This is a genomic window from Halopiger aswanensis (assembly GCF_003610195.1).
Taxonomy (GTDB): Archaea; Halobacteriota; Halobacteria; order Halobacteriales; family Natrialbaceae; genus Halopiger; species Halopiger aswanensis.
In genome coordinates this window covers 1,242,580-1,268,424 of sequence record NZ_RAPO01000001.1, presented here as the reverse complement: position 1 = coordinate 1,268,424, position 25,845 = coordinate 1,242,580, and the positions used below count along the sequence as shown (strand labels likewise).

The following is a 25,845-nucleotide window of genomic DNA, read 5'->3' as shown; positions in this document are numbered from 1 at the left end:
TGCCCGGCTCGAGATCGGTCGCTCGAGCGATTGGCCGCACACCGATATGATTTGATGAAATTGTACGTAAAATATACTATGAATTCGAACCTAGAAAAATCTTAATACAAACTGTAGTTAATTTCTCCGATGATGTCTAAGAAGTTATCGCGGTTCGCGACGCGACGAACGGTCCTGCAAACGTCGGCCGCGCTGCTGGCCGGGAGCGCGCTCGCATCGTCGTCGGCACGCGCCGATCACTACGACTCGAAGATCCACTACGAACCGGAACTCGACGAGGACAACCTCCAGGAGCTGTCCGTTCGAGGCTACGACGTCCTCGAGGACGGCGTGAAAGTCGATCTCGGCGAGTACGAGGGGTACGTTCGGCTGTTCGCCGAGGATATGGCCCGCGTGTCCGTTCTCGAGCGCGGCGCGGACGAGTACGAGTCCCGCGGGATCGCGAAGGGGCGAACCGAGTGGGACGCGCCCGAGTTCACCGTCGACGCGACCGACGAGCGGATCGCGCTCGAGACCGCGACGATCACGGCCGAGATCAACAACGGGCGCTTCGGCGTCAGGTTCCGCGACGCGGACGGGACCGTCATCAACGAGGACTACCTCGAGAAGGGCTCGCCGGGCTACGAGGACGGCAAACCCTACGCGTACAAGAAGACCGACGAAGACGAGGCCTTCTACGGATTCGGCGAACAGCCCGGCAACGAACTCGACAAGCGGGGCGAGAAGCTCGAGCACTGGAACACGGACCAGTACGCCTACGGCGCGGACAACGACTACGTCTACACGTCGATTCCGTTCTTCGTCGGCGTGAAGGACGTCGGCGCCTACGGAATCTTCTTCGACGATCCGTACCACTCCGTGTTCGAGATGGCGACCGAGTCCGACGACTACTACTCCTTCTTCGCCGACGGCGGCCAGCTGACCTACTACTTCGCCTACGGCCCCGAGATCGAGGGGGTGCTCGAGCGGTACACGGAGCTGACCGGGACGATGGAACTGCCGCCGAAGTGGGGGCTCGGGCTCCACCAGAGCAAGTGGGAGTACACCCCGGAGGAGATCGTCGAGACCGCCGAGACCTACCGCGAGAAGGGGATTCCGCTGGACGCGATGCACTTCGACATCGACTACATGAACGAGTATCGCGTCTTCACCTGGGACGACGAGTACCGCGAGGCGCTCGATCGCGTCGAGTCGGTTCCGGGGATCAGAACGGTCGCGGTCAACGACCCCGGCGTCGCCGCGGTGGAATCGTACGATCCGACGGCCGACGACTCGCTTGACGACTCGTCCGGGGACGAGAGTTCGTACGGCGACGAGTCCGACGGCGATACGACTGACGATGGGGCCGACGGCGACAAATCTGACGGCGACGATTCAGCCAGCGACACGCCCTACGCGGAGTCGCCCGACACCGGCACGCAGGAAGACGGCGTTTCCCTCACGACCGATATCCCGGACGACCACACTCGGTACGACGTCTACATCGAGGGGACGGAAAACGACTACTGGGTGAAAAACGCCGACGGCGAAACCTTCGTCGGGCGGGTCTGGCCGGACGAGACGGTCTGGCCCGACTTCGCCCGGTCGACGGTCCGTTCGTGGTGGGCCGAGCAACACGACGCGCTGTTCGACGCCGGGATCGACGGCATCAAAAACGATATGGCCGAACCGGCTGTGTTCCAGGAGAACGAGAAGTACGACTGGACGATGCCGGTCGACAACGTCCACGGGACCGGCGACGAGACGATGCGCCACGCGGAGTATCACAACATGTACGGCTTCGACATGGCCAGAGCCGCTCGCGAAGCCTACGACGTCTACAAACCCGACCAGCGTCCGTTCCTGCTGAACCGGAACCTGTACGCGGGCGGCCAGCGCTACGCGGCGCTGTGGACCGGCGACAACGTGAGTTCGTGGGCGCACCTGCGCAAGTCGATCCCGATGCAGCTGAATCTCGGGCTGTCGGGACTGCCCTTCGTCGGCCACGACATCGGCGGGTTCGTCGGTCGTCCGAGTCCGGAGCTGTTCGCTCGGTGGATGGAGCTCGGCGCGTTCGTCCCCTACTGCCGGAACCACGCGGACAGCCACACCAAGGTCGCCGACGGAGAGCCGCGGAATCAACACCCCTGGACGTTCGGCGAGGACGTCGAGGCGATCAGCAAGAAGTACCTCCGACTGCGCTACCGGCTGCTTCCGTACCTCTACAACGAGTTCCGCGAGGCCAGCGAAACCGGCAAACCGGTCCAGCAGCCGCTGGTGTTCCACTTCCAGGACGACGACCGAACCCGGGACATCGACGATCAGTTCATGTTCGGCGACGACCTGCTGATCGCGCCGGTCCTCGAGGCGGGCGCCACCGCTCGCGAGGTCTATCTGCCCGACGGCGAGCAGTGGGTCGATTACTGGTCCGGCGAGTCGTACGACGGCGGGCAGACCCTCACGGTCGACGCGCCGCTCGATCACCTGCCGATCTTCGTTCGGACGGACTCCATCGTCCCGATGCGTGAGGTCCAGCAGTACACCGGCGAACAGCCGCTGACGACGCTGGTTCTCGACGCGTACGTGGACGACGAAGCGACGTACTCGTTCTACGAGGACGACGGCGAGAGTCGCGCCTACGAGGACGGCGAGTACAACGTGACCGACTTTACCGTCTCGGCCACGCCCGGCGGCGTCGTCACGTTCGAACGCGAGTCGGTCGTCCGGAACTACGAGGACTCGCAGCTGTCGTCGTACGTGCTACAACTGAATCGATCGGACGCACCGCGGAAGGTGCAGGCGGCGTCGACGAAGTACGAGGCCGTCGACGACGCGGCGACCGTCGAAGCCGAACCCGAGACGTTCACCTACAGCGAAGCGAAGGACGCCGTGCTCGTGCACGTCCCCGCGGACGAAGACGAGACGGTGAAACTATTCTTCAACGGGAAGAACAGTCGCCGCGGAAACCCCGAGAACGAGAGCGCGTGATCAGACGGGTAACGACTCGCCCTCCCCCTGCGGAACGCCACGCAACCGGTTCGGGTACACTCGATCGGACACGTTCGCGTCTCGAGATGAACGTGATGACGATCACCTGATTGAAACGTTCGCCGAACGTGAGGGACGATGATGGCGTCGTGACAGACCTCGGAGCCTCGTCTCGTCGACGTTCAACAGATTCATTTCGATCCTCTGTGAGCCACATTTCGTGAAGATCGACCCCGCCGAACTTCGGGCTGGACTCGCCGAGACGAGGCGGTTCGTCCTCTCCCATCACCTCCCGTCGGAGTACCACCGCTGTTATTCGCCCAGTATTGGCGACCGACGGGTCCACGTCTGTGCTCGGTGTCTGGGCGTCTATCCAGGTATCGCGATGGGCGTTCTGACCGCGTTGTTCCTCCTGAACGACGTACCGCTGGCGCTCGTCGCTTTGCTACCGCTGCCGGCGCTTTGCGACTGGGCTCTCACGACGTTCCGTCCTGCTCGAGGCTCCAACGTCATCCGGACTGCGACCGGCACCCTCCTCGGCTGCGGCTACGGACTCGGTGTTGCGCTCTTTCTCCTCGAGCACGAACTGGCCGTCCTCGGGATCGGTGCCGTCTACGCCGTAATCGCCGGTTTCCTGCTCACTCGCGCCTGGTGATCACCTCTGCGAACAATCAGGTATTTATGGTAACTGTGTGAACGGATTCAGAGATCGATCGTGAAATACTGTATTAACTGCGGCGAGCAGATCACCGCCGAGGCGGCGGTCTGCACCCACTGCGGCGTCAATCAGGCGACTTCGCTCGAGGGAAGCCACGAGGAGCGCGGCGAGAACGAAAAGTACTGCGTCGATTGCGGGACGCTGATCAACAAACAGGCCGAGCTCTGCCCGGACTGTGGCGTCCAACAGCCGGCCGCCGGATCGACGAATTCGGACAAGGTCGCGGCCGGCGTGCTGGCGCTGTTGCTCGGCGGACTCGGGGCGCACAAGTTCTACCAAGGGAACGTGAAACTCGGGGTACTGTATCTCTGTTTCTTCTGGACCGGGATTCCAGCCCTGCTCGGACTGGCCGAAGGGATTCTCATGCTGATCGCCGACGACAAGGAGTACGAGGAGAAATACGCTGACGGGAGTCTGTTCGGCCGCTAATACTGTGTTTCGTACGGTAGAGCTATCGTAGTCCGACCGACTCACCAGATCTCGCGTAGGTTGCCCGATTAGGAGTATAAAAACGTCTCTTGAGGACGGCGCGTCGACGCCGCGGCATCGACGTCGACCGGAGACGGAAAGGCCGCTCTCGAGACGCCGTCAGTAGCCGTGTGACTACCTTATACGGGCTGATGGACACGATTTCCGACGACTGGTCGCCGAACTGCGTTCGAAACCCCACGTTCGTATTGTCGATACCCTATTTCGTCAATCATCGATGCCCAGCGCGAAAAAATATGAGTTATCCGTACGGAGTGCACTGGTCGAAACGGATACGTTACGCAACTAATCATGTCTGGCAAATACGACCTCGTAATCGTCGGCGGCGGCATCAGCGGCGCATCTCTCCTGTACACGACCGCGAAGTTCTCCACGATCGACTCGATCGCACTCATCGAGAAGGAACCGGAGATCGCGGCGATCAACTCGCATCACACGAACAACTCCCAAACGCTTCACTTCGGCGACATCGAGACCAACTACACCCTCGAGAAGGCCGAGGAAGTCAAGGAGGGCGCGGAACTGCTCGCGGGCTATCTCGAAAACCACGACGCCGACCGCGAGATGCACGACAAGCGCAGCAAGATGGTGCTGGGCGTGGGGAAAGAGGAGGTCGCCAAACTCGAGCGACGCCACGAAGAGGAGGGCTTCGGCGACCTGTTCCCGAAACTGCAGGCGATCGGCCGCGAGGAGATCGCCGAGTACGAGCCGAAGGTCGTGGAGGGCCGCGACCCGAACAAGGAGATGCGCGCCTTGCAGACGCCGGACGGCTACGTCGTCGACTACGGGCAGACGACCAAGTCGTTCGTCGATGAGGCGCGCGAGGAGTCGAACGTCGACATCTACACCGGCACGTCGGTCAAAGACATCACCCCGACGCTGGACGGCTACACGATCGAGACGACGAACGGTCGGTTCGACGCCGATGCGACCGTCGTCGCGGCCGGCTCGCACAGCCTCCAGTTCGCGAAGGAACTGGGCTACGGCCAGGATAAGGTCCTGCTGCCGGTCGCCGGGAGCTTCTTCCTCGCGGACGACCTGTTGAACGGGAAGGTCTACACGCTCCAGATGAAGAAGCTGCCCTTCGCCGCAGTTCACGGCGACGCGGACGTCCACGACTCGTCGATCACGCGATTCGGGCCGACGGCGAAGCTCGTGCCCACCCTCGAGCGCGGGCGCATCTCGACCGTCGGCGACTTCCTCGACGTGTTCGGGCTGAACGCGGCGGCGTTCCTGAGCTACGCGAACATTCTCGCCGATCGCATTCTGCTGCCGTACGTGCTCCGGAACCTCGTCTACGACCTTCCCGAGGTCGGTCCGCGGCAGTTCCTCCCGCACGTCCAGAAGGTCGTCCCCAGCGTCGAACTCGAGGACATCGAGCGCGCGAAGGGCTACGGCGGCGTCCGCCCGCAGATCGTCGACACGAAGAAGAAGTCCCTGGACATGGGCGAGGCGAAGATCGTCGGCGACGACATCATCTTCAACATCACGCCCTCGCCGGGCGCCTCGACCTGCCTGAAAAACGCCATGCGGGACACTCACCAGATCCTCGAGTTCCTCGGCGACGACTACGAGTTCGACGAGGATGCGTTCCGCGCGGCAACGATCGACAACTTCCCGCGCGCGAACTGAGGGCGCTCTCGTCTCGATCTGCCGTCCTAGCTTTGTCCACCCCGCACGACGATTCGACGGCAGTTCCGATCGGGTAGTCGGCACTCGCAGGCCCGACCGCCATCATCACGGGGCTCATACTGCCGTTCGATCGGTACACGTTTCAGTTCGGTCTTTGATACGACGAATACGATCACACGATTCACATGAGACGCCGAGCCCTCGCCGCCCTCGCGGCCGCGGTCGCACTGACGCTCCCCTGGATTGCCGTTCTGGGGAGTACCGCTATCCTCCCGTCACTCGATACTCTCGGGACGGTGATCGTCACCGGACTGGCCGTCCTCGGCTCCTCGTTCCTGCTCGCGTGGGCGGCTGAGACAGCCGAGAAGGACGTCCCGCAAGCGTTCGCGATTGCCGTGTTGGCCGTCCTCGCCGTCGCCCCCGAGTACGCCGTCGACGCGCTCTACGCTTGGAACGCCGGCGTATACGCTGGCACCGAGCGCGGGATCGAGGCGGGGAACCTCGCCGTCGCCAACATGACCGGCGCGAACCGGATTCTCATCGGCATCGGCTGGGCCGGCGTCGCCCTCTTTACGATCTTCAGAGCGGGCGCGTCCAGCGATCCGGCGGTCGACGACCGGCCCGGCGTCCTCTCGGACGTCGTGAAACTCGACCGCGAGATCGGCCTCGAGATCGTCTTCCTGCTGTTGGCGACGCTGTGGGCGTTCCTCGTTCCGCTGAACGGCGGCATCGACATCTTCGACATGCTGGTGCTGGTCGGCATCTACGTCTGCTACATCGGGGTCATCCTGCGGGGCGACGTCGAACCGGACATGGACCACGTCGGCGTCCCGGCCTACCTCCAGAGCTTCCCGAAACCGGGCCGGGTCGCCACCGTCCTCCTCCTGTTCGCGTTCTCCGGCGCGATGATCTTCACCGCCGTCGAGCCGTTCGCTCACGGCCTCGAGGAACTGGGCGAGAGCGTCGGTATCCCCTCGTTCTTTATGATCCAGTGGATCGCGCCGCTGGCCTCCGAGGCGCCGGAACTCATCGTCGTCGTCTACCTCGTGAACAAGGCGCGCTCGACGGCCGGCTTCAACGCGCTCATTTCCTCGAAGCTCAACCAGTGGACGCTGCTGATCGGGACGCTCGTGGTCGTCCACTCGCTCGCGCTGGGCCGGTACGGCGTCCTCGCGTTCGACTTCAAGCAGTCGGCCGAGATCTGGCTGACCGCCGCGCAGTCCTTCTTCGCCATTTCCCTGCTGATCCGATTCGAGATCTCCGTGAAGGAGGCCGTGGCGCTGCTTGGACTGTTCCTCTCGCAGGTCCTGCTCGAGTTCGCCATCATCCGCGAGTTCGTGACGCTCCCGTTCACGAGCACCGACGTCCTGCTCGCCTACAGCGCGATTTACATCGTCCTCGGGCTGGCGCTGTTCGCCCGGCGACGCCACGCGTTCGTGCGACTCCTCCGACGAACGGCGGGGACGGTCGGTGACGCGATGTCGTTCGGCGGGGAGCAGCCCCAGAGCGCGGACGACTGACGGAACAGCCCGAATGCTTTCGTTTCCAGCAGGACTGCTCACTGGTCTTCCCCCGGGGCAACCGACGCCGCTCCCGGACTCGACGCTCCGTCCCGCAATCGCACTCGCTCTGGCGCTGACCCACTTCTTCGCCGGTCGGCTGGGCGTCGGCGGCCGCATCCCTCGCAGTCGGTGGCTCTCCGCCGCCGGCGGCGTCTCGGTCGCGTACGTGTTCGTCCACCTCCTCCCCGAAGTCCACGAGGCCGCGACGACGCTCGACGCGTACGCATTGCCGACGCCGACCGCGTTCGCCGACCACCACGGCTATCTGCTCGCCCTCCTCGGGTTCGTCACCTTCTACGGCCTCGAGCAACTGGCGCGGCGGTCCCGGCGGTCCGTTCGATCCGAATCGGCCTCGAACGCAGAGCCGGAGTCGACCGCGGCCCGGAACCGCACCGACGCCGACGACCGACCCGCAACCGGGGTCTTCTGGATCCACGTCGGCGCCTTCGCCGCCTACAACGCGATCGTCGGCTCGCTGCTGTGGGACCGCGCGCTCGGCGCCCTGCTGCCCTTCGGCGTCGCGATGGCGCTGCACTTCCTCGTCACCGACGACGGGCTCCGCGAGCACCACGGCCAAACGTACCACCGGCGCGGGCGCTGGGTGCTCTCGGCCGCCGTCCTCGTCGGTTTCAGCGGCGGCGCCGTCCTCGAGGGAACTGAGATCCTCGTCGCGGTGTTCGTTCCGTTCCTGTCCGGGGGCATCATCCTCAACGTCATCAAGGAGGAACTGCCGTCCGATCGCGAGAGCCGGTTCTGGGCGTTCGCGGCCGGTGCGGCGGTGTACGCCGTGCTCCTATTGTTCGTCTGAGGCAGTCAGTCGATGTCGACCGACGGATGGCGGCAACCGATCGGTCGAACGGGAAGGTTTTACCGATCGACTGTCAGTCACCGTCTATGAGAATTCGACGCCCGCGCCGGCCGCGGCAGTTCCGCCTTGCGGACTCGGCACAGCAGATCGTCGGCGGCTTTCTCCTCGCGGGGCCGTTCGTGGTCACGCAGGAGGTCTGGGACCTCGCCGATAGCATGAACCGCTGGCAGCTGCTCGGCGTCGTGATCGTCGTGTTCGGGATCGGCTACGGCGCGCTGTACGCCGCGGACACGACCCGCGACGTCGACGAGGAACAGGAGGTCGCCGGGATTCCGCTCCGGTTCATCTCGCTGATGCTCGCCTCGTTCGGCTCGGTCACGGTGCTCGCGCTACTGCTGGACGCGCCCGACGTGTTCCTCGACGGTAAACCGTTCCCCGCCGTCGTCGAGACCACGTTCACGGCCGTCAGCGTCGGCTCGGTCTTCAGCGTCGTCGGCGCGGCGACGGCGGACAGCCTCTTCTCGAAGCCCGATAACGGGAACGGCACCTAAAGGTACGAGTCGTCGTAGGACTCCCCCGACCGGGATGCGTGAGAGTTCCCGCAGTCACCGCACTCGAGGCGGTCCATATTGTCTAGCGAGATGTCGAGCGACCCGCAGTTCGCACAGTAGAAGCCGAACTGTTCAGCATGGTCTGCGTCCTCGTACGCGGTATAAAAGGACGCCGCGGTCCCGGATTCTTCCTCGTCGCGTGCAATGTAGACCGTCTCGCCACCGTCGGTCGTCGCCGTGAGTTCTCCGTCCGTCTCTTCGGTTTCCGGGAACTCACCTTCCTCGGCGTCCTCGTCGTCCGCCTCGCTCGGCAACTCGAGGTCGGCGTCGGGATCCGCGTAGACGTACTTCACGAACGACTCCTCGGCGATTTCGACCCGGCGGTCGCCCTCGTGTTCGAGGCCGAACCGCTCGACGAACTGGTGGCCCTCGGTGTTGGCCTCGAGGACCGTGACGCAGACGTGGTCGGCGCCGCGCTCGCGGAGGGCGTCGGTCGCACCCTCGTACAGCGCCGTGCCGATGCCGCGGCCGCGGTGCTCGGGGTCGACGAACAGCCAGTTGAGTTCGCCCCACTCGCCGTCCCCGACGAGGCTGCCCTCGACGAACCCGGCGATCGCTTCGCCCTCGATGTCCTCGCCGGTCTCGGCGATCAGCAATACGGTTTCGTCGTCCTCGATCTTCGCCGCGACGGCCTCGTCGTTCAACTCCTCGTTCGTGATCGCGTCGATCTGGCCCGGACTGAGCCTGAACGTGGTCGTCATCGAACTGTCCACGACCTCCTGAATCCGATCGGCCTCGTCCGGTTCCGGGGCCCGAATCTCCATACCGGCGTTTCGACGCGAATCCGGATAAGCGAGGTGCCGGCTGAAACAAGCGGGAGCACGCGTTGCGCGGGACAAGACGGTTCAGAGTCGGTATCGGCTCGAGTGACTCACGCCGGCGCTCTCCTATCGCCTCGCGCTCGGACGTCGTGAGCCAGTTTCGACACCCTATACTGGGGACGAAACTGTTAATTCGATGGATCGTTCTGGTGTAGGTATGCAACAGCGATACGGCGATCTCGATTACCCCTTCCTGACGAAAGCGGGATTCCTGTTCGGGGTCGGATTACTCGCACTCGGCGGCGGCGCCGAGCTCATCGGTCACGCCGTCGTCGGCGAACTCCCCGGCTGGGAGGATCGACTCTTCACCTACTCGGAAGCGCTCGGTATCCTCATCGCCTTCTTCTCGGTGTGGATCTTCGGGATCTACCTCCCGCTTACCGAATAAGTCCCACTGACCGAACTCGGATCAGCATACCACTCGGAGAACGGCGGCGCTGTTAGTCGTCGCCGGTTTCCAGTTCGAACTGCTGGTTTTCGGCGACCTGATTCAGCACGACGCTCGTGTTGGACTGATTGATGTCGGGGTCGGTCAGCAACTGTTTGATCTGGTCGTTCATGTCGTCCGTATCCTGGAACTTGCCGATAGCGATGACGTCGTAGTCGCCGGTGACCTCGTAGACGGAGATCATCTGCTCGTGCTCCCGGAGCGTCTCCGTGATCTCGGGAAGCGCGTTCCCTTCGGCTTTGAGTTGCATGATCGCCGTCACGTCGTAGCCGACGGCGTCGTAGTCGACGATCGGCGTGTAGCCCTCGATGACACCCTCCTCCTCGAGATCGGAGAGGTGATTCGAGACGGTCGTCACGGAGACGTCCAGTTCCTCGGCGAGGCTGCGCAGGCTCGCGCGGCCGTTCCCGAGCAGTTCGTTGACGAGATCGGCGTCGAGATGTTCGTACGTCATGCCGTTCAGTAGGTTGCTTCCACTACTAGATGTTTACGAATATCCAGTTTTTTGCGTCGATTTCTATCTCTCTCAGATCCGGGCGTGCATATATCGGGGATCAGTGTGCTCTCTACGGATTCCGATCGTCGTTGAATTATCGGTTCAACTGACCGGCGTTTTGCTACCACGAGTTGCACTCGAGAGCGATAGTCGCGAAACAGGACAGAACGAAATCGAAACCGAACCCGACTCGAGAACGAACGATTTTTGCCCCGATTTTCCGAACCGGCGGTATGGAACGGCTCCTCGAGTCGCTGGACGACGCACCGATCATCGACAAGGACGGCTACGAGTACCTCGTCCACCCGATCAGCAACGGCGTACCGCGGCTCGATCCCGACCTGCTGCGCGAGGTCGTCGTCGAAGTCATGCGGACCGTCGACCTGGACGTCGACAAGATCGTCGCCCCCGAGGCGATGGGGATCCACCTCGCGACCGCGCTCTCCCTGCAGACCGACATTCCGCTCGTCGTGATCCGCAAACGCGAGTACGGCCTCGAGGGGGAGGTCTCGCTCCACCAGGAGACGGGCTACTCGGAGTCCGAGATGTACATCAACGACATCGAGGACGGCGACCGCGTCGTCATCGTCGACGACATGCTCTCGACCGGCGGGACGCTGGCGGCGATCTGCGGTGCGCTGGACGAGATCGGGGCCGAGATCGTGGATATCGTCGTCGTGATGCGCAAGGTCGGCGAGTCCGCGCTCGACGACACCGAGTACGAGGCGACGAGTCTCGTCGACATCACCGTCGAAGACGGGGAAGTAACGGTCCACTCGACCCATTGAGCGGCGCGGCTCGTCTGGCGGCGGCTCCGATCGGCGACTTCGGCTGGCAACCGCGACGGATCGATGTATGCACGCTCCTGCAACAATCAAGCACAAACGTGCATACTATTCGGCGAACGACCCGCGCTATAGGCTCGTTTACGAAACTTTTTATGCACCCCTCTGCAATCTGGCGCCCATAGATGGCAACTGACTCCGATGGGGGGATTCAACTCGAGTACGGCCTCGACGAGAAGCCGCCGGTACCGAAATCGATCCTGCTGGGGCTCCAGCACGTCGCGGTGATGATCGTGCCGGCGACGGCGGTGGCGTACGTCGTCGCCGGCGGCGTCGGCCTCGACCCGGCGGATACGGCCTACATCGTCCAGATGGTCCTGCTGTTCTCCGGCCTGGCGACGATGATTCAGGCCTACACCGTCGGCCCGGTCGGCGCGCGCCTGCCGATCGTCATGGGCTCGAGTTTCACGTTCGTGGGGGCATCGATCTCGATCGGCGCGGACTTCGGGATGGCCGCGGTGTTCGGCGCGATCCTCGTCACGGGATTCGTCGTCGAGGGTCTCATCGGCTGGCAGTTCAAACGCATCAAACCCTTCTTCCCGCCGCTCGTCACCGGCCTCGTCGTCGTCATCATCGGCCTCTACCTCATTCCGGTGGCGATGGATTACGCCGCCGGCGGCGTCGACGCGCCGGACTTCGGCGCCCTTCACAACATCGGTCTCGCCGCGCTCGTACTGGCGATCGCCGTCGGACTCAACATGCTCACCCGCGGCGTGACGCGACTGCTGTCCGTCCTCGTCGCCATCGCCGTCGGCTACGCGGTTGCGGTCGCGCTGACGTTCGCGACCGGCCTCGAACTGGTGGACTTCTCGCCCGTCGGCGACGCGGCGTGGGTCGCCCTTCCCAAACCCACCCGCTTCGGCTTCGAGTTCGAGCCGATCGCGATCGCCACCTTCGCCGTCCTCTTCCTCGTCTCCGCGATGGAGACGGTCGGCGACATGTCCGGCGTCACGGCCGCCGAGGGCCGCAACCCGACCAACGAGGAGTTCCGCGGCGGGTTGTTCAACGACGGCCTGCTGAGTTCGGTCGGCGCCGTCTTCGGCGCGTTCCCGATCACCTCGTTCTCGCAGAACGTCGGCATCGTCAACTTCACCGGCGTGATGAGCCGCCACGTCGTCGGCATCGGCGGGGTCTTCCTCGCCGTCCTCGGGCTGAGCCCGAAGGTCGGCGCGGCCGTCACGACCATCCCCAGCGCCGTCTTCGGCGGCGCCGTGTTGCTGATGGCCGGGATGGTCGCCGCCAGCGGCTTCCGACTGATCGTCACCCACGCCGACCTCGACCGCCGGAACACGGTCGTCGTCGCCGTCTCGCTGGGGCTCGGGCTCGGCATCGCGACGACGCCCGAGGCGCTCGCCGGCCTGCCCGACGCCGCGGAGACGTTCTTCGGCCAGCCGGTCATCGTCACCGCGCTCTCGGCGCTGGCGCTCAACACGTTCGTGCCCGGCGCGCAGAGTCCGCTGTTCGACGCCGTCCCCAAGGACGCGGACGGGTCGACCGGCTCGGCCGACGCCGCGACGGCCGGTCCCACCGACGACTAACGGAACCCGTCGCAGTCGTTTCTATCTCAATACCGAGATTCGTTATCCGGCCGTTAGAGGATGCTGTACCCGCCGTCGACGTACAGCAGGTGGCCCGTCATGTACTCGGCGTCGTCGCTCGCCAGGAACAAGTACGGCCCCGCGATGTCCTCCGGTTCAGCCATCCGCCCCATCGGAATGTCGGTGCCGATCTCGCCCTCGCGCTCGAGCGGGTCCGGAACGTCGGCGTCCTCGAGGATGAGCCCCTCGTCCCGCGAGCGGTCCGGGCCCTCGGCGCCGAACGCCGTCTTCACGATCCCCGGCGCGACGGCGTTGACGCGGACGTCGTAGGGGGCGAGCTCGAGCGCGGCGACGCGGGTGAGCATCATCACCGCGCCCTTCGAACTGTCGTACATCGAGTGGCCCAGTTGGGCGTACTCGGAGCTGATCGACGCTGTGTTGACGATCGTTCCCGGCTCGTCCCGGGCGAGCATGTCCCTGGCGGCCGCTCGGGTGCCCGCGAGGACGCCCCGCACGTTGATCTCGAGGAGCCGATCGAACGTCTCGAGGTCGGTCTCGAGCACCGAGCCGTGGCGGTAGATGGCGGCGTTGTTGACCATCACGTCGACGCCCCCGAACTCGCGGGCGGCCTCGACGACGGCCGCGACGTCGTCGGCGTCGGTGACGTCGGTTTCGACGAACGTTGCTCGACCGTCAGCGTCTTCGATGCGCTCGTGGGTCGGCGTGGACTCGCCCTCGCGTTTGGGCTCCTCGCGAACGTCGGCGACGATGACCGTCGCGCCCGCCTCGCCGAAGCGAGTCGCGACTTCGCGTCCGATCCCCGATGCGCCGCCGGTCACGATCACCGTCTCGTCGTCGAAGTCGTACGTTAACGCGCCCATATGTCAACTCTAACGAGGGTTCTCTTCAGTGTAAGGGATGCAGATAATCGCGAGTCGGAGAAAGGGACCGGCCGATCATACGGCCGTCCCGACCGTCTCAGCCGTTTTGGGTCGTACCGCGGGGAATGCGGCGCTTAGAAGGGGTACTCCCGCGGCTCGTGCTGGATCGAGATCCACTTCGTCTCGGTGATCTCGCGGAGGAAGGCGTCGCTGTTGTACGATCCCATCCCCGACGCGCCGATACCGCTAAAGGGGACGTGCGCTTCGTCGTTGATCGGCTGGTCGTTGATGTGGACGTTGCCGGTCTCCATGCGGTCCGCGATGTCCTTCGCGACCTCGAGGTCGCCGGCGTGGACGGCACCCGAGAGACCGAACTCGGTGTCGTTGGCGAGCTCGACGGCCTCGTCGATATCGGAGAACGGGATGACCGGTGCGATGGGACCGAAGTGCTCGTTGCACGCGGCGGCCATGTCGTTGGTCACGTCCGAGAGGACCGTCGGCGCGACGACCAGCGAGTCGTCGACGCCCTCGAGGGGAACGGTCTTGCCGCCGGTTTCCAGCGTTGCCCCTTGGTCGACGGTCTCCTCGACGTACTCGAGCATCTCGTCGCGCTGTGACTCGTCGATGATGGGGCCGACGATCGTCTCCTCGTCGTGGGCGCTGCCGACCGGGAGTTCCTCGGCGCGCTCGGTCAGGCGCTCGACGTACTCGTCGTAGATGTCCTCGTGGACGATGTGGCGGTTGATCGAGATGCAGACCTGGCCCTGGTGAACGAACGAGCCGAAGGTCGCGCCGTCGAGCGCGCGCTCGAGATCGGCGTCGTCGGTCACGACGAAGGCGTTGTTGCCGCCCAGTTCCATCGCGGGGACGGCGAGGTTCTCGCCGGCGAGGCTGGCGACGTGCTGGCCGACTTCCGTCGAGCCGGTAAACGCCACCACGTCGCTCTCGGGGTGGCTCGCCACGCGGTCGCCGATCTCGCTCCCGCGGCCGGTGACGACGTTCAGCACGCCGTCGGGGAGGTCGGTCTCCTCGAACAGCTTCGCGAACAGCAGCCCGCCCGTGATCGGCGAGTTGGTCGAGGGCTTGAGCACCACGCTGTTGCCCGCGGCGATGGCGGGCGCGACCGCTCGCATCGAAAGGTTCAGCGGGAAGTTCCACGGCGAGATGACCGTCACGACGCCCTTGGCCTCGCGCTGGACGATGTTCTCCTTTCCGGGGATGTTCGAGGCGGCGTGTTCGCCTTTCATCCGCCGCGGGAGCGTCGCCGCCTCGGTGGCGTGGTCGCCCGCGATGTGGATGGACGTCTCGCCCATGATCCGCGACCCGCCGACCTCGTGGGCCAGCAGGTCGACGATCTCCTCGCTGTGCTCCTCCACCGCCTCGTGGAACTGCCGGATGACCTCGGCTCGACGGGCCGGCGGTTGGTCCTTCCACTCCTCCTGCGCGGCGGCGGCCGCCTCGTACGCCGCGTCGACGTCGGCTTCGACTCCTGCGGGGACTTCAACGACCGTCTCGCGGGTCGAGGGGTCCTCGACCGCGATCGTCTCCTCGCTCTCGCCCGCGGTCCACTCGCCGTCGATGTACTGGACGTCCCAGTCGGCCTCGATAGCAATGCTGTCGACCATGCGTTTACCACTTGGTAGAATATCGTAAAAGGGATTCGGCCAGCGAACACGCCGCCGGCTTCGAACCCTTCTCGGTTCTCGAGCCCGAACGAGAACGGGAATCGTCGCTGGGTTCGTGGTCGCCGCGTCGACGGCACCGCCGTCAGGACGACAGCGCGTCGGCCTCGAGCGGTGCGGCTCCCTCCCAGTAGGAGTCGAACGTCTCGCGAGCCCACGCGCGAATCTCGTCGTCGTCGCTGTCGATCGACGCCCGCAGGATTCCCTGCTCGTCGCGCACCAGCAGGTAGACGACGTCGTCGATGATCATCGCCGCGAGCGGGATCTCGTCGTCGTAAATACGGACGGTGGCGCGGTCGGTCTCGAGCAGTTCCCGCAACTGCGTCCGCAGCGCGGAGTCGTCTGCAAGCGCGTCGATCGCGTCCCGCGAGAAGACGCCCTCGAAGGTCTGCTCGCCGGTCTCGGTTCGCTCCTGGACGGTGGTCAGGTTCTGTTCGTTAAAGGCGTGCGAGACCGCTCGGACCTCCGTCGCATCCTCGAGCAAGGCGAGCAGGCGCTGCAGCGGGGCGTTCGGCCGCGTCTGGCTCGGCACGGTGATCCGCGCGTCGGCCAGTCGCCGGATATCGAACTCGAACGTCTCGGTCGGCAGGTACTCCACGATCCCCCGCAGCCGCCGCTCGGTCTCGAGGATGTCTTGCATGTCGGTAAAGCCCGACGCGACGAGTTGGCCGGTCGCCGTCGCGGTGTACTCGCTGCCGTCTCGCGTGATCCACGAGCGATCGGCGAAATCCCCCAGAATGCGGCCGAGCGTCGCCTGCGACGCGCCCGTTTCCTGTGCCAGTTCGGTCCGCGTGTACCGCCCCTCCGAGAGGAGTCGGAGCACGTCGACGCGGTTCGCCGAGAGCGCGAGGAACTCGATCTCCTCGAGCGCCGATGCCGACGGGTCCGTCGCGTTCATACGGGTACTCGCGTCCGCGTCGGTAAACAGCTTTCGCCCCGTGAAATAATTTCACTACGTGAAAGCGCGTAACGCCGACCCGCCTATTTCTTGCCGTGAAATATTTTCTGAACAAAACTATGCCCCTAACACCCCTACCGATAGATATGCTTCTCACGCTCTCCCTCCCCGGAGCATCGGACGCCGAGGTGATCTCCTCGTGGACGTAGATCGCCGAACGGCCGCCTTTTTCGTCCTCTCGAGTCTCTTCTTCGGGGGGACGTTCGTCGCGGCCAAAGCGGGACTGGAGTTCTTCCCGCCGCTGCTGTTCGTCGCGCTGCGGTTCGACGTCGCGGCCGCCCTGATGGCTGCCTACGTCGCCGTCACGGTCTCGCGCGAGGACCTCCTGCCGACGACGCGGGGCGACGCGCTGGGTATCGTCGCGACCGGCGTCTTCGTGATCGGCCTCTCGAACTCGCTGCTGTTCGTCGGCCAGCAGTACGCGACCAGCGCGGTCGGCGCGATCGTCTTCAGCCTCAACCCGATCCTGACGCCGGTGTTCGCAGCCGTGCTCCTCTCCAACGAGCGACTCTCCGCTCGCGGCGCGATCGGGATGGTGCTGGGTCTGCTCGGCGTCGTCCTCGTCGTCAGCCCCGACCCCGCGAACCTGCTCGGCGGCGACGCCGTCGGCAAGGCGATTCTGTTCGCCGGTGCGATCAGCGCCGCGTTGGGCGCCGTCCTCATCCGCCGGGCCGACGCGACCGTCTCGAGCACGGTTCGGATCGCGTGGGGACTGCCCCTCGCCGCCGCGCTCTCGCACGGGTTCTCGGCGCTGGCCGGTGAGTCGGCCGCGTCGATCGCGTGGACCCCCGGTGCGATCGCGGCGCTGGCGTACGTCAGCGTCTTCGCCGGCGTCCTCGCGTACATCGCCTACTTCGCCCTGCTCGATTCGACCGGCGCGATCCGCGCGAATCTGATCTTCTACGTCGTGCCGGCCGTCTCGACGCTGGGTGGCTGGGCCCTGCTCGGCGAGCACATTGCGCCGTCGGCCGCCGTCGGCTTCCTGACGATCTTCGCCGGCTTCGCGGTGCTGGGCAGCGAATCGATCGCCGTCCGCTCGCGGCTGCCCGGCCTCACGTTCGACGTGCCGATCGGGTCCGGGAAATCGGGCGACGACGACCGCCCCCCGATCGAGGAGGAGCCGCGCGGCTACCGCTCGGACTAACCGGTTCTGTCCGCCGTCCTCAGCAGCCCCCGCCGTCGGCCGCTTTCTCGAAACGCTCGAGGTGACTCGTACTTGAGCACGCCAGCCGATTTCTCAACTCCGGCCCCGGCCTACCGTCCGTACCTGTCGATCACCGGTGACGGGCTCTGCCGGTGTATCGACGTGCTCAGCTAGTATGTCGATGGCAAACTACGAACTCCACGACCGACTCGACCGTCTCTCGTCGGCCGACGCCGACCGCGATATCCTCGTGACGCTCGCCGTCCCGCCCGACGAATCGATCGGCGAAGCCCGCCAGCCGGTCGAAACCGACTACGCCGAAGCGACGCAACTCGACGAACAGTCGTTCCCGGAGCCCCTGACCGACGCTCTCGAGACCGTTCGCAGCGAGTTGAACGACTACGAGGAGGTCCCCGAGAACGGCCTCGCGATCTACGCCGGCGCGCCCGACGGCGATCTCGTGACAGCGGTCTTCGACGACCTCCCCGTGGCGATCGACGAGTCGATCTACGAGTACGCCAACGAGTTCGACCTCTCCCCGCTCGAGGCCGTCGCCGAACCCGACTCGACCTACGGATTGCTCGTCGTCGAGCGCGGCGGCGCCGCCCTCGGCCGACTCGACGATACCGGCGTCGAACCCATCGAGATCTTCGACAGCGACGTCCCCGGCAAGTCCAGCGCCGGCGGTCAGTCTGCCGAGCGGTTCGAACGCGACCGCGAACGGCAAAAGCGCGAGTTCTTCGACGAGGTCGCCGAGCGCGCCGTCCTCGAGTTCTGCGAGAGCGGCCCGGTCGACGGCGTCCTCCTCGGCGGTACGACCGGCACGGTCGAGGACTTCCGCGAGGAGGCCGACCTCGATCACCGACTCGAGGACCGGCTCCTCGGCGAGTTCGCCGTCGAGTACGCCAGCGAACAGGGCCTTCGGCAACTCGCGGAGAAGGGCCAGTCGGCGATCGACGAACGCGATCGGCGCGACGCCCGCGACGCGCTCGAGGAGTTCTTCGAGGCGGTCCGCGACGACGACGCAGCCGTCGCCTACGGCACGGACGAGGTCGACGACGCGCTCGAGTACGACGCCGTGGACACGCTGTTGCTCTCGACGGCGCTCGAGGGCCAGCAGCTCCGGGCGTTCGGCGACCGCACGATGGAACAGGGCGGCGAGACGGTCGTCGTGCCCGACGATTTCCCGGACGGGAGCCGCTTCGCCGAGGCCTTCGACGGCGTCGGCGCGCTGTTGCGGTTCGCGATCGACTGAACGGACACCGACGGTGGGGTTCACGCATTCCGCTGCCCTCGTCTCCGAACCTCCACAGTCACCCCTGCCGAACAGTACCGCACGCTCTTGGCTCGAGCTACCAGAACGAATAGTATCATTCGGATCTGAAACTACGTGTCGAAAGCGGAGCTGCAGTTGTCCCGGTGGACGTGAGGACCAGTAGACGTCGCGAACTGCGGCGACGGTAAGCGATCACCGATCGGGCGCACTCAGTCCGCGGACTGCTGGCAGTCACAGCCACCCTGATCGAACAGATCCTGCACCGTGTACTGGGTCTTGCACTCCTCACAGGTCACCGTCACGTTCACGAGCACGTTGAACTCCCCGATGTCGAGGACGTCGCCCCGCTCGAGTTGGTCGATCGTGTCCTCGGTAACGGCCGATGTCCGGTTCCGAAGCGCACCGAGCTTGTCCCGGCTTCGCTCGAGTCGCTCCTCGTCGCTGGGGGATTCGAGCGACGCCTCGAGACAGTCGGTCAGGTGGTTGTAGACCGTCTGGTGGGAGACGAAGTCGCTCTCGACGTCCTCGATCGGCACGGCGTCGCGCTCGAGTTCCTTGCGCGTCTGGACGCGCGTCCCGCTGCTGACGTCGTCGCTCGTGAGCAGTCGGTAGGTGTTCTCGACTTCGCCGTCCTTGTACTGGAGGCCGGCCTCGTCGAGCGCGGCGGCGAGGACCCGTTGGTTGACGTGTTCCGCGAGGTCGCGGGTGCTGTAGCGGTCCTCCGTCCGGTCGGTCCAGTAGCGGACGAGCTCGTCGTCGAGCCCCTCGAGGGCGTACTGGTCGGCGATGCGTCCGACCTTACAGCCGCACGGCTCGCTGGTGCGGTCGTCGGGCTTCGTGTCGGTCACTACCGAATGCTACCCGCCATCGCTAAAAAAGGTTTCCGCACGACGGACAGTTTACAGCAATACTGACGTAATCAGGCGGCGCCGATCGGTATCGCGAGCCCCCTGATTAGGCGCTCCGTTCGACGCTGAAACGCTTCTGCCCCCGCTGAATAATGGTACACGATATGGAAATAATGGAAACTCATCGAACAGAGTACAGTATGGGCATTCGAGGGCGGGCGGAAATAACTCGAGAGCCAGCGCCGTACGTCCGAATCGCTGCCGAGCTTACCGACCGTTCGTCATTCGACCGGTTCGACGACGATCGCCCTGAGATCGTTGACGTTCGTCCCCGTCGGCCCCGTTCTGAGCAGGGCGTCCGCCTCGTCGAGCACCGGCAACACGTCGTTGCGCTCGAGCGCGGCACGCCCCTCCGCATCCGGCACCGTCGTCGCGTCCGCGATCGCACCGGCGGCGTCGGTCGCACCGTCGATCCCGTCCGTGTCGACGCTCGCGACCACGATCCCGTCGGCCTCGAGGTCGAGCGCGCCGTTCAGGACGAACTCCTGGTTCGGCCCGCCGCAACCGGGCTCGTCGCCGAGCGTGACCGTCGTCTCGCCGCCTGAAAGCAGAACAGCGGGCGGCGATGCCGGCTCGCCGGTTTCGCGACACTCCTCGGCGATCGCGACGTGCGTGAGCGCGGCCTCCCGCGCTTCGCCGCGCACTCCTGCGGCGAGCACGAGCGGTTCGTACCCTCGCTCCGCGGCGGCTTCGCGGGCCGCCTCGAGCGCCGTGCGTCCGCTGCCGAGCACGTGCGCGCTCGTCCGGTCGAACGCCGGATCGTCGGCCGTCGGCGTCTCCGGTCGGTTCCCCCGTGCGCCGGCTTCGAGGTGGTCTCGAACCGCCGCCGGCACGTCGAGGTCGTACCGCTCGAGTACTCCGAGAGCGTCGCCGTACGTCGACGGATCCGGAACGGTAGGGCCGCTGGCGATCACGCTCAGGTCGTCGCCGACCACGTCGCTGAGGACGAGCGTCGCGACGGTCGCCGGCGCCGCGGCGCGAGCGAGTTGGCCGCCCTTGATCGCCGAGCAGTGCTTGCGGACGGCGTTGATCTCGTCGATCGTCGCGCCGCAGGCGAGCAGTTCCTCGGTGACCGCCTGCAGATCGGACAGTGATAGCGGCTCGGCGGGGGCTGCAAGCAGCGCGCTGCCCCCGCCGGTGATCGTCGCGATCACGAGGTCGTCCTCGTCCGCGCGCTCGGCGATCTCGAGCACACTCGACGCGTGCTCGACGCCGCGCTCGCTCGGAATCGGATGGTCGCCGGCCAGCAGGTCGACCGTCGCCGTCTCGCTCGGATCGTCCGTGACCACGGCGCCGTCGGTCAGCCGATCGCCGAGTTCGTCCTCGAGCGCCGTCGCGAAGTGACCCGCGGCGTTACCGCCCCCGACCAGAAGGACGTCGTCGTAGTCATCGAGGTCGTACTCGGTTGTCGTCCCGTCGACGGTCGTGACGGTGAGGGTGCCGTCGCGAACGACAATCGTCTCGTCGACCCGCGCGGCCGGGTGAGCGGCTTCGATCCCCGCCCGCAGGCACTCGAGGGCGACGTCGTGGGCGTCGGTCCGCGCGAGCGCGTCTCGATTCCGGAACCGAATATCAGCCATGCGACGCCGTACCGCGGAGAGCCGTATGTATCTACCGAGCCTGTTCGTCGCCCCTCGAGAGCGGCCACGTTCTCGAGTTGTGCTGCATTTCGTATAGCGAATAGTGATTTAATACCTGTGATCGAGGGCTCGATTGGCCGCCAGCAGGCAGAGGACGATCGCCAGCAGCGCGGCCAGCGCGCCGAAGGAGGCCGCCCAGCCGGCGACATCGGTAACGAATCCGACGGCGATCGAGCCCGTCGAGGCGACGATCATGTAGACGGTTCGGACGAGTCCGAAGCCGGCGCTTTGCTCGGCTTCAGAGAGGTGATCCATGAACCGCGGGAAGACCGCGGCGCCCCAGCCCATGCCCGTCCCGAGCAGCACGATACCGCTCGAGAGCGCCACCAAGCCGGTGCCGACGACGAGTAACGCGAGCCCCGCGATCCCGGTCGCCGCACAACAGAGGATACCGATATCGCGGCCCAACCGATCGGCGATTCGGCCGACGGCGATCTGGAGCACTCCCTGTACGATGAAATAGCCGGCGAACATGGTGCCGGCCGTCGTCGTCGCGTAGCCGTGGAATTCGACGAAAAACGTCGGCAGAAACGAGGCCAGTCCCTGCCAGGTGAAATCGAAGATGATGGCGATGACGCCGGTGTAGACGATCGGCGGCCGCGACAGCACCTCGAGCATCGGCCCCGGCGAGAGTCGCTCCCGGAGCGGTTGGTCGGGGCGGCGGGGCTCGGTCGGCCGTACGCGCCACGCGAAGAGCACGGCGGCCGGTACGGCGACGGCCGCCGTGATCGAGACTGCTGGCCGCCAGCCGTACCGGACGGCGATCCAGGAGACGACGACCGGCGTTATCAGCCCCGCGGCCGGCGCGCCGGCGTTGTGAATGCCGACTGCAGTTCCGAGATCGTCGTACGTTCGGGTAAGCAGCGCCGTCGCGACGCTGTAGTGGAGTCCGGCGGCGCCACCGAGCAAGACCGCCCCGAGCACGAAGACGGCGAAATGGGGTGCGAAGACGACGAGGAGACAGGTCGCGCCGGTGCCGCCGACCGACGCCAAGATAACGAGTCGCTCCCCGTACCGGTCGGCGAGGATCCCGCTCGGGTACTGCGCGAACGCGTACGCGAGCCACATGCCCGTCAGCGCGATTCCGACGTGAGTGTTGCTGACGCCGAACTCGCCCGTGATTTCGGGGACGACCGGGCTGAAGGCCAGTCGCCCCACCATCGTCGCGAAAAAGGCGAGCGTACACAGCGCCAGCACCGTCTCGCGGTACCGCCAGTCCATGCGACGGTTCCCACTCCCGTCTCGAGGAGGCAGTATCTGTCGGCCGGAATCAGCGACGGAAAAGCGGACGAACGACGGCCCCTCGAGCGACTTTCCAGATCAGTCGGAGCGCTGGGCCTCGACCGTCGCGACCGCCGCCAGATTCACGATGTCCTTGACTTCGTCGTCGCGCTGGAGGACGTGGACCGGTTCGGCCATCCCGGCGAGCATCGGGCCGACCGCCTCGGCGCCGCCCAACCGCTGGAGCAGCTTGTAGGTGATGTTGCCCGCCTCGAGGTTCGGCAGGACGAGCACGTTCGCCGGTTCGTCGAGGTCGGCGAACTCGTAAGTGCCCTGCAGGGTCTCCTCGACGACGGCGGTATCGGCCTGCATCTCGCCGTCGACGGGGAAATCGACGGCCGGATCGTCCCGCAGTATCTCGGCCGCGCGCCGGGGTTTGCGGGTGCCCTCGTTGTCGACGCTGCCGAAGTCGGAATAGGAGAGGAGGGCCGCGCGGGGTTCGACGTCGAACCGCCGGGCGATGTCGGCCGCGTGCTGGGTCACCTCGGCGAGCGTTTCCGCGTCGGGGTCCTGGTTTACCGTCGCGTCCGCGAGGAAGACGACCCGGTTCTTGAACGTCAACATGTAGACGCCGGCGGCGTAGTCGACGTCCTCGGCGGTGCCGATGACCTGCAGGAGCGGCCGCAGCGCCGACGGGTAGTGGTGAGTTAGCCCCGTTAGCATCGCGTCGGCGTCGCCCTGATCGACCATCACCGACGCGAAGTAGTTGCTGTCCTCGATGAACTCCGCGGCCTCCGTCCGGGTGATTCCCTTGCGCTTGCGCCGCTGGTAGAGCGCGTCGACGTACTCGTCGTAGTCGCCGGTCTCGGGGTCGACGATTTCGGGCTCGAACTCGAGGCCGAGTTCGTCCGCCGTCCGCTCGATCTCGTCGCGGTTGCCGATCAGGACCGGCTCGGCGATCCCTTGCTCCCGGAGCTGGTAGGCTGCTCGGATGATCTTCTCGTTATCTCCTTCCGCGAGCGCGAGGCGCTTGGGGTCGCTCTGGGCCTTGTTGAGGACGACGCGCATCATCTCGCGGGACTTGCCCAGCCGGGCCTCGAGTTCCTCGACGTAGGTGTCGACCTCGAGGTCGGTCCGGGCGACGCCGGTGTCGATCGCCGCCTGCGCGACGGCGGGTGCGAGTTCGAACAGCACACGGGGATCCATCGGCTTCGGGATGATGTACTCGGGGCCGAACTGCAGGGGCTGGTCGCCGTAGGCCTTGCGAACGGCGTCGGGGACGTCCTCCTTCGCGAGGTCGGCGAGCGCCTCCGCGGCGGCGACTTTCATCGCCTCGTTGATCTCGGTGGCGCGGACGTCGAGTGCTCCGCGGAAGATGAAGGGAAAGCCCAGCACGTTGTTGACCTGGTTCGGGTAATCGGAGCGGCCGGTCGCCATAATGACCGTATCGTCGCGGGCCTCCTTGGCCTCCTCGTAGCCGATTTCAGGTGTCGGGTTCGCCATCGCGAAGATGATCGGATCCGCCGCCATCGAGCGGACCATCTCCTGTGAGACGATGCCGCCGGCCGCGAGGCCGACGAAGACGTCGGCGCCCTCCATCGCTTGCTCGAGGCCCCCCTCCGGAACGTCTTTCGCGAACTCGCGGTTGTAGGCGTTCAGATCACCGGCTTCTGCCCGCTCGGTGGTGAGAATGCCGTCGATATCGACCATCGTGATATTCTCCCGCTTAACGCCCAGCGAGACGTAGAATCGAGCGGTCGCGACCGCCGCCGCACCGGCGCCGGCGAAGGTCACCTCGAGATCCTCGAGGTCCTTGCCGGCGATTTCCGTCGCGTTCAACAGCGCGGCACCGGAGATGATCGCGGTCCCGTGCTGGTCGTCGTGAAAGACCGGAATGTCCATCCGCTCGCGGAGGCGCTCCTCGATGACGAAACACTCGGGCGCCTTGATGTCCTCGAGATTGATCCCGCCGAAGGTCGGCTCCATTCCGGCGACGGAGTCGACGAAGTCGTCCGGATCGTCGTGGTCGAGTTCCACGTCGAAGACGTCGATATCGGCGAAGCGCTTGAACAGCACCCCTTTCCCCTCCATGACGGGTTTCGACGCCTGCGGACCGATATCGCCCAGTCCGAGGACGGCCGACCCGTTCGAGACGACGCCGACGAGGTTCCCCTTGACCGTGTAGCGGTAGGCCTCGTCGGGGTCCTCGTCGATCGCCCGGCAGGGGCCGGCGACGCCGGGCGAGTACGCGAGGCTCAACTCCCGCTGAGTGTTCGTGGGCTTCGTCGTCCTGATCTCGAGTTTCCCGGGCGGCCGCTCCGCGTGGTACTCGAGGGAGTCGTCTTCGAGTGACATACCGTCCGTTTCCAGTATGCAAGCAAAAACGTATGGGGTGGCGTCGATATCTGACCGACCCGTCGCTATCCCGCGGTTTTGGCCGATACTTCTGCGTGTTTGTCAGCCGATCGCTCCGAATCCCGCTTCGAGTGCGTGGCCGGTAGTCTCCGCTCGCCCTCACTGCCACGGCTGTTGCAGGCACCAGTCGCTTGGCCCGGATTCGACTACCGCTACCCATGCCCGAGTTTACGGACGACGACCGCGGGAAGCCGGTCGAGAACGCCAACGGCGACCGGGTCGGGACGATCGAGACCGTCGAGGACGATATCGCCTACGTCCGACCCAACGCGGACGCCGTGGATTCGATCAAGTCGTCGATCGGCTGGGAGAGTCGCGCCGACGAGCCCCTGCCGCTGGACCACGAGGCCGTCGCCGAGGTCACCGACGACGCGATCCGACTCGAGGGATCGCTGCTCGAGCACGCGCCTGACGACGGGGGCGAAGAATCGACGGCCGACGCGAGTACCGACCGAACCGAACCCGCGGGGAGTATGAGCGGCATGGACGAGACGGACGTTTCGGAGCCGATGGAAGACGACGAGTCGGAGCCCGACGAGGCGACCGATCGCGGTCTCTCCGCTGATCCGTCTGAACTGACTGACGACGCGTCCGGGTTCGAAGTCAATCCCGACGATATGGACGACGAGTTCCAACGAAGCGACGCGACGGTCGACCCCGAGGAGGACGCCCAGCGATCCGACGCAGCCGTCAATCCCGACGACGCGGATGATGGGAGTGACGCGGACGCTGATACCGACGAGGACGGAACGTAACTCGCTTCTATCCGTCTCGAGACGATCCTC

Annotated in this window: 22 protein-coding genes; 13 read left to right on the top strand and 9 right to left on the bottom strand. The window is 65.6% G+C overall.

The genetic code is table 11. From position 1 onward, the window contains the following. Positions 1-132: 132 nt before the first annotated feature. From ATJ93_RS06120 to ATJ93_RS06090, 7 genes are all read left to right on the top strand, one after another. Positions 133-2,967: a glycoside hydrolase family 31 protein gene (locus tag ATJ93_RS06120; RefSeq protein ID WP_245977513.1), complete on the top strand. Its 2,835-nt coding sequence runs from the start codon at positions 133-135 to the stop codon at positions 2,965-2,967. A gap of 220 nt (positions 2,968-3,187) precedes the next feature. Beyond that, a complete protein-coding gene (locus ATJ93_RS06115) occupies positions 3,188-3,622 on the top strand; it encodes a DUF2085 domain-containing protein (RefSeq protein WP_120243697.1) in 435 nt (144 codons plus the stop codon). 60 nt (positions 3,623-3,682) lie between these two features. After that, complete coding sequence (locus tag ATJ93_RS06110; RefSeq protein ID WP_120243696.1) at positions 3,683-4,114, top strand: TM2 domain-containing protein; 432 nt, start codon at positions 3,683-3,685, stop codon at positions 4,112-4,114. Between the two features lie 351 nt (positions 4,115-4,465). Further along, positions 4,466-5,806, top strand: a complete 1,341-nt coding sequence (locus ATJ93_RS06105) for an FAD-dependent oxidoreductase (RefSeq protein ID WP_120243695.1) — start codon at positions 4,466-4,468, stop codon at positions 5,804-5,806. A 185-nt stretch (positions 5,807-5,991) separates the two neighbouring features. Further along, complete coding sequence (locus ATJ93_RS06100; RefSeq protein WP_120243694.1) at positions 5,992-7,326, top strand: sodium:calcium antiporter; 1,335 nt, start codon at positions 5,992-5,994, stop codon at positions 7,324-7,326. A 13-nt stretch (positions 7,327-7,339) separates the two neighbouring features. Then, positions 7,340-8,176, top strand: a complete 837-nt coding sequence (locus ATJ93_RS06095) for a hypothetical protein (protein WP_120243693.1) — start codon at positions 7,340-7,342, stop codon at positions 8,174-8,176. An 86-nt stretch (positions 8,177-8,262) separates the two neighbouring features. Next, complete coding sequence (locus tag ATJ93_RS06090; protein WP_120243692.1) at positions 8,263-8,727, top strand: DUF2391 family protein; 465 nt, start codon at positions 8,263-8,265, stop codon at positions 8,725-8,727. On the opposite strand, the gene ATJ93_RS06085 is transcribed toward ATJ93_RS06090, so the two are convergent. Then, positions 8,724-9,551 (bottom strand): GNAT family N-acetyltransferase, encoded by an 828-nt coding sequence (locus tag ATJ93_RS06085; protein ID WP_120243691.1) that lies wholly within the window; start codon positions 9,549-9,551, stop codon positions 8,724-8,726. The two genes, ATJ93_RS06090 and ATJ93_RS06085, sit on opposite strands and share 4 nt — an antisense overlap. Positions 9,552-9,765: 214 nt before the next feature. On the opposite strand from ATJ93_RS06085, the gene ATJ93_RS06080 reads away from it, so the two are divergent. Further along, positions 9,766-9,996, top strand: a complete 231-nt coding sequence (locus ATJ93_RS06080) for a DUF7860 family protein (RefSeq protein ID WP_245977512.1) — start codon at positions 9,766-9,768, stop codon at positions 9,994-9,996. A 52-nt stretch (positions 9,997-10,048) separates the two neighbouring features. On the opposite strand, the gene lrp is transcribed toward ATJ93_RS06080, so the two are convergent. Next, positions 10,049-10,510, bottom strand: coding sequence for an HTH-type transcriptional regulator Lrp (lrp, locus tag ATJ93_RS06075; protein ID WP_120243689.1), 462 nt, complete (start codon positions 10,508-10,510; stop codon positions 10,049-10,051). A 275-nt stretch (positions 10,511-10,785) separates the two neighbouring features. Between lrp and hpt the strand changes: the two genes are divergently transcribed. Both hpt and ATJ93_RS06065 read left to right on the top strand, forming a co-directional pair. Then, positions 10,786-11,340, top strand: coding sequence for a hypoxanthine/guanine phosphoribosyltransferase (hpt, locus tag ATJ93_RS06070; protein WP_013879684.1), 555 nt, complete (start codon positions 10,786-10,788; stop codon positions 11,338-11,340). 182 nt (positions 11,341-11,522) lie between these two features. Beyond that, positions 11,523-12,935: a uracil-xanthine permease family protein gene (locus ATJ93_RS06065; protein ID WP_120243688.1), complete on the top strand. Its 1,413-nt coding sequence runs from the start codon at positions 11,523-11,525 to the stop codon at positions 12,933-12,935. A 53-nt stretch (positions 12,936-12,988) separates the two neighbouring features. On the opposite strand, the gene ATJ93_RS06060 is transcribed toward ATJ93_RS06065, so the two are convergent. From ATJ93_RS06060 to ATJ93_RS06050, 3 genes are all read right to left on the bottom strand, one after another. After that, positions 12,989-13,816 carry an SDR family NAD(P)-dependent oxidoreductase gene (locus ATJ93_RS06060; RefSeq protein WP_120243687.1) on the bottom strand — a complete coding sequence of 276 codons (828 nt, stop codon included), beginning with the start codon at positions 13,814-13,816 and terminating at the stop codon, positions 12,989-12,991. A gap of 134 nt (positions 13,817-13,950) precedes the next feature. Next, positions 13,951-15,441 carry an aldehyde dehydrogenase family protein gene (locus tag ATJ93_RS06055; protein WP_120243686.1) on the bottom strand — a complete coding sequence of 497 codons (1,491 nt, stop codon included), beginning with the start codon at positions 15,439-15,441 and terminating at the stop codon, positions 13,951-13,953. A gap of 142 nt (positions 15,442-15,583) precedes the next feature. After that, on the bottom strand, positions 15,584-16,396 hold the full coding sequence (locus ATJ93_RS06050) for a helix-turn-helix transcriptional regulator (protein ID WP_120243685.1): 813 nt from the start codon (positions 16,394-16,396) through the stop codon (positions 15,584-15,586). Positions 16,397-16,595: 199 nt separating this feature from the next. Here ATJ93_RS06050 and ATJ93_RS06045 point away from each other — a divergent pair, with 199 nt between their 5' ends. Both ATJ93_RS06045 and ATJ93_RS06040 read left to right on the top strand, forming a co-directional pair. Continuing rightward, positions 16,596-17,600: a DMT family transporter gene (locus tag ATJ93_RS06045; RefSeq protein WP_120243684.1), complete on the top strand. Its 1,005-nt coding sequence runs from the start codon at positions 16,596-16,598 to the stop codon at positions 17,598-17,600. Positions 17,601-17,775: 175 nt separating this feature from the next. Continuing rightward, entirely contained in the window at positions 17,776-18,855 is a 1,080-nt protein-coding gene (locus ATJ93_RS06040; RefSeq protein ID WP_120243683.1) for a Vms1/Ankzf1 family peptidyl-tRNA hydrolase, read from the top strand. A 230-nt stretch (positions 18,856-19,085) separates the two neighbouring features. On the opposite strand, the gene rdfA is transcribed toward ATJ93_RS06040, so the two are convergent. The 4 genes from rdfA to ATJ93_RS06020 form a co-directional block, all read right to left on the bottom strand. Beyond that, positions 19,086-19,724 carry a rod-determining factor RdfA gene (rdfA, locus tag ATJ93_RS06035; RefSeq protein WP_120243682.1) on the bottom strand — a complete coding sequence of 213 codons (639 nt, stop codon included), beginning with the start codon at positions 19,722-19,724 and terminating at the stop codon, positions 19,086-19,088. 281 nt (positions 19,725-20,005) lie between these two features. Further along, positions 20,006-21,364 carry a glycerate kinase type-2 family protein gene (locus ATJ93_RS06030; RefSeq protein ID WP_120243681.1) on the bottom strand — a complete coding sequence of 453 codons (1,359 nt, stop codon included), beginning with the start codon at positions 21,362-21,364 and terminating at the stop codon, positions 20,006-20,008. 108 nt (positions 21,365-21,472) lie between these two features. Then, positions 21,473-22,645 (bottom strand): MFS transporter, encoded by a 1,173-nt coding sequence (locus ATJ93_RS06025; RefSeq protein WP_120243680.1) that lies wholly within the window; start codon positions 22,643-22,645, stop codon positions 21,473-21,475. 99 nt (positions 22,646-22,744) lie between these two features. Continuing rightward, the gene (locus tag ATJ93_RS06020; protein ID WP_120243679.1) at positions 22,745-25,000 is read right to left on the bottom strand and encodes an NADP-dependent malic enzyme; all 2,256 of its coding nucleotides are present in this window, start codon (positions 24,998-25,000) and stop codon (positions 22,745-22,747) included. Positions 25,001-25,218: 218 nt separating this feature from the next. Between ATJ93_RS06020 and ATJ93_RS06015 the strand changes: the two genes are divergently transcribed. After that, entirely contained in the window at positions 25,219-25,815 is a 597-nt protein-coding gene (locus ATJ93_RS06015; protein ID WP_120243678.1) for a hypothetical protein, read from the top strand. Positions 25,816-25,845: the final 30 nt, after the last annotated feature.

What these genes read in the sequence shown, in the direction of transcription:
- ATJ93_RS06120 (WP_245977513.1), top strand. Translation starts at nt 133, where the DNA reads ATGTCTAAGAAGTTATCGCGGTTCGCGACGCGACGAACGGTCCTGCAA.
- ATJ93_RS06105 (WP_120243695.1), top strand. Translation starts at nt 4,466, where the DNA reads ATGTCTGGCAAATACGACCTCGTAATCGTCGGCGGCGGCATCAGCGGC.
- ATJ93_RS06100 (WP_120243694.1), top strand. Translation starts at nt 5,992, where the DNA reads ATGAGACGCCGAGCCCTCGCCGCCCTCGCGGCCGCGGTCGCACTGACG.
- ATJ93_RS06095 (WP_120243693.1), top strand. Translation starts at nt 7,340, where the DNA reads ATGCTTTCGTTTCCAGCAGGACTGCTCACTGGTCTTCCCCCGGGGCAA.
- ATJ93_RS06090 (WP_120243692.1), top strand. Translation starts at nt 8,263, where the DNA reads ATGAGAATTCGACGCCCGCGCCGGCCGCGGCAGTTCCGCCTTGCGGAC.
- ATJ93_RS06085 (WP_120243691.1), bottom strand. Translation starts at nt 9,551, where the DNA reads ATGGAGATTCGGGCCCCGGAACCGGACGAGGCCGATCGGATTCAGGAG.
- ATJ93_RS06080 (WP_245977512.1), top strand. Translation starts at nt 9,766, where the DNA reads ATGCAACAGCGATACGGCGATCTCGATTACCCCTTCCTGACGAAAGCG.
- lrp (WP_120243689.1), bottom strand. Translation starts at nt 10,510, where the DNA reads ATGACGTACGAACATCTCGACGCCGATCTCGTCAACGAACTGCTCGGG.
- hpt (WP_013879684.1), top strand. Translation starts at nt 10,786, where the DNA reads ATGGAACGGCTCCTCGAGTCGCTGGACGACGCACCGATCATCGACAAG.
- ATJ93_RS06065 (WP_120243688.1), top strand. Translation starts at nt 11,523, where the DNA reads ATGGCAACTGACTCCGATGGGGGGATTCAACTCGAGTACGGCCTCGAC.
- ATJ93_RS06060 (WP_120243687.1), bottom strand. Translation starts at nt 13,816, where the DNA reads ATGGGCGCGTTAACGTACGACTTCGACGACGAGACGGTGATCGTGACC.
- ATJ93_RS06055 (WP_120243686.1), bottom strand. Translation starts at nt 15,441, where the DNA reads ATGGTCGACAGCATTGCTATCGAGGCCGACTGGGACGTCCAGTACATC.
- ATJ93_RS06050 (WP_120243685.1), bottom strand. Translation starts at nt 16,396, where the DNA reads ATGAACGCGACGGACCCGTCGGCATCGGCGCTCGAGGAGATCGAGTTC.
- ATJ93_RS06040 (WP_120243683.1), top strand. Translation starts at nt 17,776, where the DNA reads ATGTCGATGGCAAACTACGAACTCCACGACCGACTCGACCGTCTCTCG.
- ATJ93_RS06030 (WP_120243681.1), bottom strand. Translation starts at nt 21,364, where the DNA reads ATGGCTGATATTCGGTTCCGGAATCGAGACGCGCTCGCGCGGACCGAC.
- ATJ93_RS06025 (WP_120243680.1), bottom strand. Translation starts at nt 22,645, where the DNA reads ATGGACTGGCGGTACCGCGAGACGGTGCTGGCGCTGTGTACGCTCGCC.
- ATJ93_RS06020 (WP_120243679.1), bottom strand. Translation starts at nt 25,000, where the DNA reads ATGTCACTCGAAGACGACTCCCTCGAGTACCACGCGGAGCGGCCGCCC.
- ATJ93_RS06015 (WP_120243678.1), top strand. Translation starts at nt 25,219, where the DNA reads ATGCCCGAGTTTACGGACGACGACCGCGGGAAGCCGGTCGAGAACGCC.